This window comes from Streptomyces sp. NPDC090077 (genome assembly GCF_044747545.1).
Classification (GTDB): Bacteria; Actinomycetota; Actinomycetes; order Streptomycetales; family Streptomycetaceae; genus Streptomyces.
Genome location: NZ_JBIVEG010000001.1, coordinates 148,473 through 161,547 on the forward strand (window position 1 = coordinate 148,473; position 13,075 = coordinate 161,547).

Annotated in this window: 14 protein-coding genes; 10 read left to right on the forward strand and 4 right to left on the reverse strand. The window is 75.9% G+C overall.

The genetic code is table 11. From position 1 onward, the window contains the following. Window positions 1-110 precede the first annotated feature (110 nt). The 6 genes from ACIPW5_RS00645 to ACIPW5_RS00670 all read left to right on the forward strand — a co-directional run bounded on the left by ACIPW5_RS00645 (window position 111) and on the right by ACIPW5_RS00670 (window position 4,774). Window positions 111-617, forward strand: coding sequence for a GNAT family N-acetyltransferase (locus tag ACIPW5_RS00645; protein ID WP_401238344.1), 507 nt, complete (start codon window positions 111-113; stop codon window positions 615-617). 112 nt (window positions 618-729) lie between these two features. Then, the gene (locus ACIPW5_RS00650; RefSeq protein WP_401238347.1) at window positions 730-1,704 is read left to right on the forward strand and encodes a DUF4344 domain-containing metallopeptidase; all 975 of its coding nucleotides are present in this window, start codon (window positions 730-732) and stop codon (window positions 1,702-1,704) included. Between the two features lie 60 nt (window positions 1,705-1,764). After that, the gene (locus ACIPW5_RS00655) at window positions 1,765-2,259 is read left to right on the forward strand and encodes a MarR family transcriptional regulator (protein WP_401238350.1); all 495 of its coding nucleotides are present in this window, start codon (window positions 1,765-1,767) and stop codon (window positions 2,257-2,259) included. 108 nt (window positions 2,260-2,367) lie between these two features. Continuing rightward, window positions 2,368-2,796: a hypothetical protein gene (locus ACIPW5_RS00660; protein ID WP_401238353.1), complete on the forward strand. Its 429-nt coding sequence runs from the start codon at window positions 2,368-2,370 to the stop codon at window positions 2,794-2,796. A gap of 311 nt (window positions 2,797-3,107) precedes the next feature. Beyond that, window positions 3,108-4,199, forward strand: a complete 1,092-nt coding sequence (locus ACIPW5_RS00665) for a PP2C family protein-serine/threonine phosphatase (protein ID WP_401238356.1) — start codon at window positions 3,108-3,110, stop codon at window positions 4,197-4,199. 38 nt (window positions 4,200-4,237) lie between these two features. Further along, a complete protein-coding gene (locus ACIPW5_RS00670) occupies window positions 4,238-4,774 on the forward strand; it encodes a hypothetical protein (RefSeq protein WP_401238359.1) in 537 nt (178 codons plus the stop codon). Here the strand turns inward: ACIPW5_RS00670 and ACIPW5_RS00675 are convergent. Further along, window positions 4,732-5,658: a GNAT family N-acetyltransferase gene (locus ACIPW5_RS00675; protein WP_401238362.1), complete on the reverse strand. Its 927-nt coding sequence runs from the start codon at window positions 5,656-5,658 to the stop codon at window positions 4,732-4,734. The genes ACIPW5_RS00670 and ACIPW5_RS00675 overlap by 43 nt on opposite strands. Window positions 5,659-5,800: 142 nt before the next feature. Between ACIPW5_RS00675 and ACIPW5_RS00680 the strand changes: the two genes are divergently transcribed. Further along, on the forward strand, window positions 5,801-6,457 hold the full coding sequence (locus ACIPW5_RS00680; protein WP_401238365.1) for a DUF4232 domain-containing protein: 657 nt from the start codon (window positions 5,801-5,803) through the stop codon (window positions 6,455-6,457). Between the two features lie 9 nt (window positions 6,458-6,466). Here the strand turns inward: ACIPW5_RS00680 and ACIPW5_RS00685 are convergent, their stop codons facing one another. Both ACIPW5_RS00685 and ACIPW5_RS00690 read right to left on the reverse strand, forming a co-directional pair. After that, window positions 6,467-6,994, reverse strand: coding sequence for a DoxX family protein (locus tag ACIPW5_RS00685; RefSeq protein ID WP_401238367.1), 528 nt, complete (start codon window positions 6,992-6,994; stop codon window positions 6,467-6,469). 129 nt (window positions 6,995-7,123) lie between these two features. Beyond that, window positions 7,124-8,740: an FAD-binding oxidoreductase gene (locus ACIPW5_RS00690; RefSeq protein WP_401238370.1), complete on the reverse strand. Its 1,617-nt coding sequence runs from the start codon at window positions 8,738-8,740 to the stop codon at window positions 7,124-7,126. A 72-nt stretch (window positions 8,741-8,812) separates the two neighbouring features. On the opposite strand from ACIPW5_RS00690, the gene ACIPW5_RS00695 reads away from it, so the two are divergent. Beyond that, a complete protein-coding gene (locus ACIPW5_RS00695) occupies window positions 8,813-9,442 on the forward strand; it encodes a TetR/AcrR family transcriptional regulator (RefSeq protein WP_401238373.1) in 630 nt (209 codons plus the stop codon). Between the two features lie 18 nt (window positions 9,443-9,460). Here ACIPW5_RS00695 and ACIPW5_RS00700 read toward each other — a convergent pair whose 3' ends face one another. Beyond that, window positions 9,461-9,886 (reverse strand): subtilase-type protease inhibitor, encoded by a 426-nt coding sequence (locus ACIPW5_RS00700; RefSeq protein WP_401238375.1) that lies wholly within the window; start codon window positions 9,884-9,886, stop codon window positions 9,461-9,463. A gap of 383 nt (window positions 9,887-10,269) precedes the next feature. Here ACIPW5_RS00700 and lanKC point away from each other — a divergent pair, with 383 nt between their 5' ends. Continuing rightward, a complete protein-coding gene (gene lanKC / locus ACIPW5_RS00705) occupies window positions 10,270-12,909 on the forward strand; it encodes a class III lanthionine synthetase LanKC (protein ID WP_401238378.1) in 2,640 nt (879 codons plus the stop codon). Beyond that, window positions 12,906-13,052, forward strand: a complete 147-nt coding sequence (locus ACIPW5_RS00710) for a SapB/AmfS family lanthipeptide (RefSeq protein ID WP_401238381.1) — start codon at window positions 12,906-12,908, stop codon at window positions 13,050-13,052. Before lanKC ends, ACIPW5_RS00710 begins: the two co-directional genes overlap by 4 nt. Window positions 13,053-13,075 lie beyond the last annotated feature (23 nt).

Consider the following 13,075-nt stretch of genomic DNA (forward strand, 5'->3'; position numbering starts at 1 on the left):
GTACCGGCGCCGGTGCGGGCCCCGGCCGGCACCGGTCCCTGCGGAGGGGCGCTCCGCGTCGCGGGGCGTAATCCGGTGGCGTCGTCCGGGGTGCCGGGGAGAATGCGGGGATGCGCATCAGAGCCGTACGCCGTGACGAACTGCCGCTCCTCCAGGACGTCGAGAGGGCCGCCGGGGAGTGTTTCCGGGACATCGGCATGCCGGAGATCGCCGACGACGAACCGCTCCCCGTCGGTGAGCTCGCCCGGTACCTCGACTGCGGGCTGGCCTGGGTCGCGGCCGACGGCGCCGACGTGCCGGCCGCGTACCTGATCGCCGACCGGGTCGACGGCAACCTGCACGTGGAGCAGGTCTCCGTGCACCCGCGCAGTGCGCGGCGGGGGGTCGGCCGGCTGCTGCTGGAGCATCTGGCGGAGCGGGCAGCGGGCGAGGGGGTGCCCGCGCTGACCCTCACCACGTTCACGGGGGTGCCGTGGAACGCCCCCTACTACGCGCGCTGCGGCTTCCGTCTCCTGGAGGACGGCGCCCTCACGCCCGGTCTGCGCAGGATCCGCGCGCTCGAAGCGGCCCACGGCCTGGACCGGTGGCCGCGGGCCTGCATGCGCCGGGTGCTGTGACGCCCCGGCGCCGTCCGGCGGACGGTGCCCGCCCCGGACGGACGGCCCGGCAGGCCTCCGTGTCCCGGCGGCCGGAGGATGGTCCGGGGGCACGCGACGGGAGCCGAGCAGAATGCCGAACACCGCCGGTCACTGGTGCGGGGCGCGCCGCGCCCTGGTGGGCGTGCTGCTGCTCGCCGGGGTCGTCGTCGCCGGGTGCGGTACGGGGCCCGGTGCCGCGCGGGGCCCGGGAGCCGCGGCGCGGTCCGGCAGGGTGACCGTCGTCTACGAGGACCGGACGTTCGGCCCGCGGGAGCGGGAGGCCGTGGCGCTGGTCCGGAGTTCCCGGGTGCTGGAGCGGACGGCCGACTGGGTGAACCGGGCGCTCGTCCTCCCGCACGACCTGGTCGTGAAGGTCACCGCCGCCGTACCGCCCGGCGTCACCGACGCGGTCACCCAGCCGGACGGCAGGACGGTCTTCCTCCCGCCCTCGTTCCTGGCCGAGATCCAGGAGGCCTCCGCCCGGATCGTGAAGACGGTCCCACGGCCCTCCCCGTTCCCGGCGTCCGCGTACGACACCGGCGGTCTGACCACGGCGGCGACCGAGTTCGTCCTCGGCCACGAGATGGGCCACGCCCTGCAGCGCCAGCTCGTCCTGGCCAACCTCGGGCTCGAGGAGGACGCTGCCGACGGCTTCGCGTCCTTCTACACCGTCAACGAGGTCGGGCCGGTCCCGTCGCTGGCCGCCGCGATGCTCTTCGACGAGATCGCCCGCAAGGAGGGCCGGCTGACCCTGGAGAACCTGGCGAGCGACCACCCCGTCACCCAGCAGCGGGTCTTCACCTTCCTCTGCTACCTGGAGGGCAGCGATCCGGCGGCGTACCGGCGGCCCCTGGTGGACGGCGGGTACCTCCCGAAGTCCCGCGCCCCGCTGTGCCCGCAGGCGTGGGCGATGCTGGACAACGGCTGGTGGACCCAGCTCCGGCCGCACTTCACCGAGGGGTACCGGGCGCAGGGTGACGCAGCGCAGGTGAAGGCGCGGGCGCGGTTGGCCGCGGAGACGGAGGCGCTGGCGGAGCGGCTGGACGAGATCCGCACCGGCCGGTGAGGGCACCGCCTCCAGCTGCTCCCCAGAGTCTCTCAAGGGGCTCCCTGCCAAGATCGCCGGATGACTCCCGACACACCTGCGCGGCGTCCGCAGGCGGACCCGGGCCCCGGCGACGTACCCGCCGGCTACCCCGCGGCCTACTGGACCGGCGTCGCCCACGAGGCGCTCATCGCGTACACCCGGGCCCGGCAGGCCGAGAAGGGCTACACCCAGCCCCAGTTCTGGCTGCTGCGGCACCTGTCGGCGAACGACATCTCGCCCGACGGCGAGGGGATGACCCTGCCCGCCCTGAGGGAGGCCATGGCCTCCTACGTCCGGCCCGAGGACGATCTGGCGGCGGAGGCCTCGGTGCTCGTGGAGCGCGGCTGGCTGCGCCGGGACGGGCAGGAGCGCCTGTGGCTCACCGAGGAGGGTGAGCGGGCCCGCGTCGGCCTCTCCCGCAACGCTCCCGCGATCCGCGCCGCGCTGCACGAGGGCATCGACGAAGCGGAGTACGCCATCGCCGTGAAGGTGCTCCGGCAGCTGATCCGCAACGCCGGCGGTACGGCCGACTGAGCCCGCAGGGGCGGTCCCGCAGCTCCCCCTCGGCAGGGCCGGGAACGGCTGCCGCCGGGCGTGCGTCCTCTGCGGCAGTGGAGGGCGGGCCGGCGGAAGGACGGGGCGATGCGGGGCGGACGGGGTGTCGGGGGCGGGGTGGTGGCCCTGGCGGTCGGGGTGCCACTGGTCGTGGCGGGGGTCGTGGTGGCGGTCGTGCTGCCGGGCAGCGGCGGCGGTGCTCCCGGCCCGCTACACCGGGCGGTGGACGCGTACCTCGACGCGGCGGGAGGCGGCGGGCCCGGGCCGGCCGCCGCCCGGGGCAGTGCCTGCCCGGCGGGCGGTGGGGATCCCGCGGCGGCGCTGCGCGGCATCGCACCTCTGTTCGGGCACCGGATCGTGTCCTCCACGGAGAGCGGGGACGGGGCCGCCGTGAACGTCGATCTCCTGCCGCGTGGGGGCGACCGGGTCGCGGTGGTGCTGGAGCTGCGCCGCAGCGGTGAGCGCTGGGACGTCTGCGCGGCCTCCCCCGGCCATGTGGAGATCGACCCCTTCTGAGTCGGCCGCCGACGGGGCGCTCCGGCAGCCCCCGCGGACCCCTGCACCGCCCACCTGGCCGAGCGCCACGACCGGGCCGGCGGCCGGTTCGCCCCGCCCGGGACCCGGTGCGGGTTCCCGGCCGTCCCGGCCCGCCCGGACGGCGTCCCGGACCGGGAGCCCGCAGGTCGACCCGCCCCGACGGGCCCCGGCCCCGCCCCGCCGTCCGGTGCCTGAGCCGACGGCCCCGGAGGGCTCCGGCGGGCCCGGGGGCCCACGGCCGCGGGCCGCACGGAGCGCTATGCCCCCTTTACGTAGATATCCTGTGAACTGTGATCGAGTCCGGACGGCCGCGGCCCCGTCGGCGCCCCGGCCCGGGAAGGCTTGTGCGGCTGTCGCCGGTCATCCTGACCGTCGTCATCGCCAGCCTGGCGTACACCACTCCCCCGGAGATGGCCTTCAGCCGCCTCCTGCCCGCCGCCCCGGCCCTCGCCGCCGCGATGTGGCCGGTGCTCCCCACCGTCCTGCTCGGTACGGTCTGCCTGATCCTGATGATCGGCCTCAGCCTCGTCTTCCCCGACCTCGGGACGTGGTGGACGGCCGCCGGGATCATCGCGGTCACCGTCGCGGCCGCGTACGGGAGCCACCTGCGGCTCCAGCGCGAGCGCACCCTCTTCCAGGTCAGGCTCGTCGCCGACGCGGCGCAGCAGGTGGTGCTGAGCCCCATGCCCCGCCGCTTCGGCGACGTCTCGATCGAGTCGCTGTACCTGGCGGCCGCGGCGGAGGCCCGCATCGGCGGGGACTTCTACGAGGTCGCCGACACGCCGTACGGGGTGCGGCTGCTCATCGGTGACGTGCGGGGCAAGGGGCTGCCCGCCGTGGGGGCGGCCGCGGCGATCGTCAACGCCTTCCGGGAGGCGGCCTACGACGAGACCGACATGGTCGCCGTCGCCCGCCGGATGGACGCCAGCAGCACCCGCTACAACGCGGCCTTCCCCGCCGACGGGGCGACGGAGCGCTTCGCCACCGCCCTGCTCGTCGAGATCCCGCACGAGGGCGGGCACATCGACGTCCTCAACTGCGGGCACCCTCCGCCGCTGCTCCTGAACCGGGGGGAACTGCGCGTGCTGGAACCCGACGTCCCTTCTCCGCTGCTCAGCCTCGCGGAGCTGATCGGCGACCACTACAGCGTCGACACCTTCGAGGTCGCCCGCGGGGACCTGCTGCTCCTCTACACCGATGGGATCGCCGAGGCCCGCGCCCGCGACGGGGAGTTCTTCCCGCTGACGGCGTGGATGCGCAAGCAGCCCCCGACCCCGCCCCGCGAACTGCTCTCGGCGCTCCACCGCGACCTCGTCCAGCACAGCAGGGGCCGGCTCGACGACGACGTCGCCGCCCTCGCCATCCGCCTGTGCGAACCCTGAGGGGGCCGCCCCCGCGCCGGTCCCGCTACCCTGCGGGCATGGTGTCCCCCTCCCGGCCCCGCCGTAGGCGCCGCCTCGTGCTCGTGGCGGCCGGCGTCGCCGCCGCCGCGGCGGTCGGTGCGGCGCTGTACCAGGACCTGGCGCGCGGCTCCGTCCCGGAGACGCGGCCCTGCGCGCTCGTGTCGGCGCGGACGGCCCGGCTGGTGGCGGGGCCCGCCGAGGGCGTGGAGGACGGGTCCGCGTGCACGTGGCCCGGCCCCGGGCCGCAGCCGGTCCTGAAGGTGCAGGTGACCCGGCTGGGGACGCCGCAGGCGCGGGAGGGCTTCCGGCTGGTCAGGGAGGAGGTCCCGCCGGGGAAGACGGGGCCGATGACGGCGGAGCTGACGGACTTCGGCGACGAGGCGTTCTCCCGCATCCTCTTTCCCGCCGGGGGCCGGGTGACGAGCGAGATCTGGTTCCGCCGGGGCGACGTGGTGGTGGCGGTCCGGTACGCACCGGTCGACGGCGACATCGACCCGTCCCACGCGGGCGCCTACGAGGTGGCCACGGAGGCGGCGGCCCGGCTGGCAGACTGACCGCCCCGCCGGGACGGCGGCGGGAGGGTGTAGGAGTGGAGGACGTCGACCTCCCTGAATCCGGCCGACCGGTAGAGGGCGGTGGCCGCGGTCCGGTCGTCTTCGGCGCCCGGGACGGTGTCCGTCTCGACGTAGAGGACGGCTTCGCGGGCTCCGTGCCGGCTCAGCGCGTCCAGTGCCGATCCCAGCAGCGACCGGCCGGTTCCCCGGCGGCGTGACGGCGGCCGGACGCCGATCCACCACAGGACTCCGGCGCCCTCGACGGGCAGCCCGATGACCGCCTCGGCCTCGGCGGCCGCTTCGCCCCGGCGGATTTCGAGGCGGCGGGCGTGGGGGTCGCCGGGCTCCGGGACGGTGCGTACTCCGGCGGCGCGGGGCAGGTCCGGTGCGGGCAGGTCGATCAGGAGGTAGCGCCACTGGGGCGCGCCGTGGAAACCCGCGCGTTCCAGGGCCTCGTGGGTGGCTTCCCGGTGGGCCCGCGGCAGTGCCTCCACGCCCCGGGTGAGGGCGGTGGCCAGCGGGAAGGCCTCGACGGGGCGCGGGCCGAGCGCGGTGAGGGCGGCGCCGACGAGGGCGTCCGCGACCCGCGGGTCCTCCCGGCAGTGCAGCCACAGGACCAGGCCGGTGCCGTCCTCGGGCCGGGTGGCCCAGGAGACGACGCCCACGGGGGTGCCGTCGGGGCCGACCGCCACGTGGGTGGCGGGCGGGTCGAGTTCCTCCCACCAGCCCCCGTCGACGGGCGAGCGGCCCGCGAGCGCCTCCCGGAGCATCTCCGGTGTCGCGACCGGCTGTCCGGGGAGGCGGTCGGCGTTCACCAGGGACAGGACGGCGCGGGCGTCGGCCGGGGCGTAGGGGCGCAGGGCGAGGGGGGTGGCGGAGGGCACGGTGACGACTGTGGCAAGCGCCGGCCACGTTGTCGAGCGGGTTGTCCCGCGGGGTGGCCGGAGTGTCGCCGCACCCGGTCGACTCCCCTGGCGGGAGCGCCGGTTACGGTTCCCGGGTACGCACCACACGGGGAGTTCCATCATGCGCATCCACCGGAGCCGTGCCGCGGCCGTGGCCACCTTCACCGGGCTCGTCCTCGCCCTGACCGGCTGTGGGGGCGGTGCCGCGAACGGGGCGCCGGCGGCGGGCCCGGGCACGGGCGCGCCGTCGCCCAGTGGGACGCCTGCGGCCACCGCGAGCCCCGTCCCGGCGGGCGCGGACGGCAAGGGCACGCAGGGCCCCGGAGGGCCGGGCACCGACGACGGCTACGCCTACACCCATCCCTGCTCCGCCCGGAACCTCACCGTCAGGGTGAGCGCGCCCGAGGGCCTCCCGGCCACGGTCCGCGTCGTCACGGTGACCAACAACGGCACCACCAGCTGCGGGCTGGACCTGCACCCCACCGTCGGCTTCAGCGCCAAGGGCGCCGCCCTCGGCATCCAGGCGGTGCCGCCTCAGGGCATCGGCGGACCGGCGCACCCGGTCCGGCCGGGAGCCACCGCGTACGCGGCGGTGGACCTCGACCCGTCGGGCGCGGGCGGGCCCGTCGCCGATGAGATCAACATCCTGGCCGACGGGTACCACATGGCGAACGCGGACGGCGTCAGCCTGCCGCTCGCCGTCCCCGGCACCGTCGCCAAGCCGAGGGTCGGCCTGTACCACTCCAGCGCCCGGGACTCGTTCGAGACCCTCCGGTAGCCGCGCCGGTCAGCCGGCGTGCTCGTCGGCGTCCTGCTGCCGCCGGGCCCGGCTGCCGACCACCACGGCCGCCGCGGCCGCGCTCGCGGTGAAGGCCAGGGCGAGCATCCACCGCTGGTCGAAGGTGTGGCCGCTGGCGTGGTCGAGGGAGTAGCGGCCGGCGCCGGCGAGGCCGATGGCGGCAGCGGTGAACCCGAGGAAGGCCGGGTACTCGTACCCGCCGGCCTGTGCGAAGAAGCCAGCCGGGGCGTGGACGGACACGGCGCCCGCCATGGCGCCCGCCGCCGCGGCTCCGGCGGCGGGGGTGGCCAGCCCCAGTACGAGCAGGGCCCCGCCGCCGGTCTCGCCGAGTCCGGCGGCCAGGGCGCTCCGGCGGCCGGGGGTGAAGCCCATGTGTTCCATCGCGGCGGCGGTCTTGTCCAGACCGCCGCCGCCGAACCAGCCGAACAGCTTCTGGGTGCCGTGCGCCATGAGCACGGCGCCGGTCCCGGTGCGGAGGGCCAGCAGGGCGAGGTCGCGTCGGTTGATGCAGCTCATGGGGTCTCCCTGGACGACGGGGGCGGGTGCCGGGAACATCCGTATCCGTTCCGGGCGGCGGTGCCCCGCGTACGGGAAGAGGTCCGCCGGACGGGCGAGCGTCCGGCGCAGCGGCGGGTGCGGGGCGGGTCAGTCCACGAGCACGCCGGGGTTGAGGATGCCGCGGGGGTCGAGCGCGTCCTTCGCGGCGCGCAGGGCCAGCGCGAAGGGTTCGGGGCGCTGGAGGTCGTAGCCCGGCCGGTGGTCGCGGCCGACGGCGTGGTGGTGGGTGATGGTGGCGCGGTGCCGGTGCAGGACCTCGCCGGCGACGGCCTTGAGGTCGTCCCAGAGGGCGACCTCGTCGCCGGGCCGTCCCGCGGCGAGGACGGTGAAGTAGGGGGCCGCGCCGTCCGGGTAGACGTGCGTCAGACGGCAGTTGACGGTGGCGGGGTGTCCGGTGGCCTTGAGGGCGGCCGCGGCGACCTCGGTGCGCACCGCCTCGATCAGGCCGGGGACGCGGTCCCAGGTGGCGGCCGTTTCGAAGGTCTCGGCCACCGCGCCCATCCGGACGAGGCCGTCGCGGAGGTAGGGCATCCGGAGGAAGGCGGCGCGCCACGCGCCGACGGCCGCGTCGCCGTCCGGGGTCCCGCCGGCTCCCCCGTCCCGGCCGGTGCTCCCGTCGTGCCGGCCGCCGTGGGAGCGGGCCAGCTCGACGGCGCGCGCGAGCCTGCCGTCCACCGGTTCGTGCGCGGATTCGAAGCCCAGGACGAGGACGGAGCCGCCGTCCCGGGCGGCACCGGACAGGGCGGCCTCGCCCGGGTCGAGGAGGCGGCAGTTGGCGGGTGAGAGGTCGGACTGCGCGAGGTCGCGGACCGCGCCGAGGGCGGCGTGGAAGTCGTGGAAGGCGACGGCCGCGGAGGCCTTGTGGCGGGGGCGTTCCTGGAGGCGCATCCATGCCTCGGTGATGACGCCGAGCGCTCCTTCGGAGCCGAGGAAGAGGCGGTCGGGCGAGGGGCCCGCCCCGGAGGCGGGCAGCCGCCAGGAGGCGCTGGTGCCGGCGGGGGTGACCACGCGCATCGACTGGACGAAGTCGTCGATGTGCGTGCGTCCGGTGGCGTAGTGGCCGCCGGCCCGGGTGGCGAGCCAGCCGCCGAGGGTGGAGAACTCGAAGCTCTGCGGGAAGTGGCGCAGGGTCAGACCGTGCGGCCGCAGCTGGGCTTCGAGGTCCGGCCCGAGGGCGCCGGCCTGGATGCGGGCGGCGCGGCCGGTGGTGTCGACCTCCAGGACGCGGCGCATCCCGGTCAGGTCGAGGGACAGCACCGCCCGGTGGGCGTCGCCGCGGTACTCCACGCCCCCGCTGACCGAGGAGCCGCCGCCGTACGGGACGACGGCGGTGCCGTTCCGGCCGGCCCAGTCCAGGAGGTCGGCCACCGCCTGTTCGTCGGCGGGCCGGGCGACGAGGTCGGGGATGCGGCCGGGCCGGCCGCGCAGGGCGCGCACCACGTCGCGGTAGGCCTTGCCCATGGCGTGGGAGGCGCGGTCCGCCGGGTCTGCGGTGACCAGGTGGGCGAGGCTGGGCGGCGGTTGGACGGCGGGGGCGCCGATGCGGAGGTCGCGTACGCCGGGCACGGGGAGGGGGCGGGCGAGGGTGCCGGGGAGCAGTGCGCCCATCGCGGTGCACTCGGCGTCGTCGGGGTGGGCGTCGGTCCAGCCCCAGCCCCACCAGGAGCGGGTGCGGGGGGCGGGGCGGGGGGTGGTGCCGTCCATGGGGCTGCTCCGGGGGGCGTCGCCGTGCACGAATTTACCTTGAGGTAAATTACCTACTGGTAAGATCCGTTCATGGCAACCCCTTCTTCGAAAGCCGGTACCAAGGGAGTCCCCCGCGAGCACCGCGCCCGCCAGCTGCTGGACGCCGCCACGCAGGAGTTCGGCACCCGCGGATACGCGGCCGCGTCGCTGCCGGCGATCGCCGCGCGGGTCGGCGTCACCAAGACGCTGCTGCACCAGTACTTCGGCACCAAGGAGGAGCTGTACACGGCCTGCCTGGTCCCGGTCGGCGACCGGCTGCTGGAGGCCGTCCGCACGGCGATGGGGCCGGACGGGACCACCCCGCAGACCCCGCTGCGCGTGCTCGGGGCGGTCTTCACCGCCCTGGAGGGGCAGCGGGAGGCGTGGTTCGTCCTGTACGACACCACCCTGCCGCCGGGCGGGGAGGCGGCCCGGGTGGCCGCGGGGTACCGGTCGGCCATCGACCGGCTGGCCGCCGCCGGCACCGCCGAACTGCTGCACGGTGCCGGATCCGCCGACCCGCTGGACGCGGACGCGCTCCTGTACGTGTGGCGGGACCTGGTCGCCACCCTGGTCCGCTGGTGGGTCAAGCACCCGGAGCAGACCCCGGAGGCGATGACCCGGCGCTGTGCCCGCCTGTTCGCGGCGGCCGCGTCCCTCGCCCCGGAAGGCGGCCGCTGACACCTGCCCGGCGGGGCGTCAGAAGGCGTAGAGCGCGTTGCCGTTCAGGGTCGCCGCCATCTCGCAGGGGTTGGGGAAGGTGTGCTGCCAGGCGATGCGGGTGCCGTGCCAGACGCCGTCCGCCGTGACCGTGACGGGGGCGTACTGCCGGGGGCAGGGGCGCTCCGGGGCCGGGGCGGCCAGCAGGCGGTCGAGCTTGCCGCCGGTGGCGTTCAGGGCGTCGCACGCGGCCCTGGGGTCGGGATGCGTGCCCTCGGCGGCGTAGCCGCAGCTGAGGGTGACGGCCCGCAGGGCGGTGCCCGCGGCGGCGTCCCGGCCCTGGACGACGCTGAAGACCATGGCGGACGGTCCGTGCGGGGTCGCGGGGGCGGCCTCCGCCACGCCCGTGGCGCCGGCGAGGCAGAGGAGGGCGGCGGCGGAGACTGCTGCTAAGCGGTGACGCACGACAGGACTCGCTTTCGATTCAAAGGTTGAAACTGACCCAATCTCTGTCATCCAGCGGCCAGTTGGGGGTGACACTGCCAGATGTGAAAGACCTCCGCACCTCGAGGATCGATTTACGGACGGGGCGTTCGGATATCGGATCCCTGGTGGCGGCGGCGCGCGCCCACCCCCGGGCCGTCCCAGCGTGACCGGATCGGTGCGGCGCAGGGGCTGCCGGGGAGCTGCCGGAGACCTGCCGGGGAACTGCCGGAAGGGCTGCCCGAGGGGCGCGTGGAGGCCAAGTGACCCGTGCGTACTGCACGTCCGGCTGGTGACAAACGCGACTGTCGCGGGCTCCTCGCGGCATGCCACCTTTGCTCCCGTCACCGACCGAGGGAGCAGGAGTGAACAACGGGCACGCGGCCTTCTGCGACGCCGACCGCTGGTTCTACGACGCCCCGTACCGGCGCGCCGGCGAGGAGTTCCCGGCGGCCACCGCCCCCGTCCCCGAGGGCTGGCGCTCGCACCGCAGCGGCGACTGGCTGGCCCTGCGCCCCCTCGGCCTCGAACTCCCCTCCCAGGGCTGGAAGATCCACGTGTCGGCCTGCCTCGACAACGCGGAGTCCGTCCTCGACCGGGTCCACGCCTACTGCACGGAGCGGCGGATCGCCTTCAAGTTCGTACCCAGCCGGTACCTGCTGCACCTGCGCAACGCCAAGTACGCGGACCGCGCGGCGAGCGGCAAGTTCCTGACCGTGTACCCCGCCGACGAGGACGCCTGCCGCCGCATCGCCGAGGACCTGGACGCCCTGCTGGCGGGCGAGCCCGGCCCGTACGTGCTGAGCGACCTGCGCTGGAACGACGGCCCGGTGCACCTGCGGTACGGCAGCTTCACCCTGCGGCACTGCTACGACGAACAGGGCGAGCTGGTCCCCGCGATCGAGGAGCCCGGCGGACGGCTGGTGCCGGACGTGCGCGGCCCTGCCTTCCGGCTGCCCTCCTGGGTGGAGCCGCCCGCCTTCCTGCGGCCGCACCTGGAGCGGCGCTCCGCCGTCACCCTGGAGGGCGTGCCCTACACCGTGGAGCGGGCCCTGCACTTCTCCAACGGCGGCGGGGTGTACGCGGGCCGCGACACCCGCACGGGCGAGCCGGTCGTCCTCAAGGAGGCCCGCCCCTTCGCCGGGCTCGCCGCCGACGGGGCGGACGCGGTGGCCCGGCTGCACCGGGAGCGCAGGGCGCTGGAACGGCTGTCCGGGCTGGACTGCGTCCCCGCGGTCCGCGGCGCCTTCACCGTCGGGGACCACCACTTCCTCGCGCTCCAGTACCTCGACGGCAAGCCCCTCAACACCTACTTCGCCCGCCGCCATCCGCTGATCGAGGCCGACCCCGGCCCCGCGGAGCTCGCCGCGTACACCGCCTGGGCGCTGAAGATCCACGCCCGGGTGACCGAGGCCGTGGACGCCGTCCACGCCCGCGGCGTCGTCTTCAACGACCTGCACCTGTTCAACATCATGGTGGCGGAGGACCCGGACACCGGCGAACCCTCCGTCTCCCTCCTCGACTTCGAGGCCGCCGCCCACGTCGACGAGGGCCTGCGCCAGACGGTGGCGAACCCGGCCTTCGTCGCGCCGCCCGGCCGGCGCGGCTTCGCCGTCGACCGGTACGCCCTGGCCTGCCTGCGCCTGGCCCTGTTCCTGCCGCTGACCAGCCTGCTGGTGATGGACCGGGGCAAGGCCGCGCACCTCGCGGACATCGCCGCCGCGCAGTTCCCCGTACCCCGCGCCTTCCTCGACGAGGCGGTGCGGGAGATCCTCGCCGGTCCGGCGGACGGCTCCCCCGCCGGGCGGGCCCCGGCACCCGCCCGGCCGTACCTGCCGGCCCGCCCCGAGGACTGGCCGGCCGCCCGCGCCTCCCTGACGGCGGTCCTGCGCGCCACCGCCACCCCCGAGCGAGAGGACCGCCTCTTCCCCGGGGACCCCGCCCAGTTCGCCGGCGCGGGCGGCGGAACGGCCTTCGGCCACGGGGCCGCCGGAGTCCTGTACGCGCTGGCCGAAACGGGCGACGCGCCCTGGCCGGAGGCCGAGGAGTGGCTGCTCGCCCGTACCCGGGACCCTGCGTCCGGCACCCCGCTGGGCTTCTACGACGGCCTCGCCGGACTCGCCTGGACCCATCACCGGCTGGGCCACCACGAGCGCGCGCTCGAACTGGTGGACCGCCTGCTCTGCCAGCCGTGGCGGTCCGCCGGACCCGACCTGCACGGCGGCCTCGCCGGGATCGGGCTCGCCCTCGACTCCCTGGGCACCGCCACCGGCGAAGGCTCCCTGCACGACGCCGCCCTGCGCTGCGCCGACCTGGCCCACGCGGCCGCCCCCGGGCTCCGGCGGACGGGGCTGCTGTACGGCCACAGCGGGATCGCCCTGCTGCACCTGCGCCTGTACGAGCGCACCGGGGACCCCGAACTGCTCCGGCGCGCCGGGCAGTTCCTGCACCGGGACCTGGACCGCTGCGTGACCAGCGCCTTCGGCACCCTCCAGGTGGACGAGGGCTGGCGCACCATGCCGTACCTCGGCGCGGGCAGCGTGGGCATCGGGGTGGTCCTCGACGACTGGTCGGAGCACGGGCGGGACGACCGCTTCGAGAAGGCCCGGCCCGAGATCGTCCAGGCGGCCCAGGCCACCTTCTACGCCCAGCCCGGTCTCTTCCGCGGCGCCGCCGGCATGATCCTGCACCTGTCCCGGACCACCACGCCCGGACCCGGCACCCGTCCCGGGGACATCGCCCGGCAGATCGAGGCCCTGGCGCGGCACGCACTCCCGTACGAGGGACACCTCGCCTTCCCCGGCGAGCAGATGATGCGCCTGTCCATGGACCTGTCGACCGGCACCGCCGGCGCCCTGCTCGCCCTGGGCAGCGCCGCGACCGGCGGACGCGTGCACCTGCCGTTCCTCCCGCCGCCGCGCACCGCGGCGGCCCCAGAGCCGGTCCCCCACCGGGGGGCCGTGACCCATCGGAACACACCTGCGAAGGAAAGGAACCGGTCATGACCCTTCTCGACCTGCAGTCCATGGAGACCCCGAAGGAAGAGAACACCGAGGCCGCGCAGCTCGGCGGCGGCGGTGGCGGCGGCAGCCGCGCCAGCCTGCTCCTGTGCGGCGACAGCAGCCTGAGCATCACGACCTGTAACTGATCGGGTCCCTCCGGGCCCGGGCG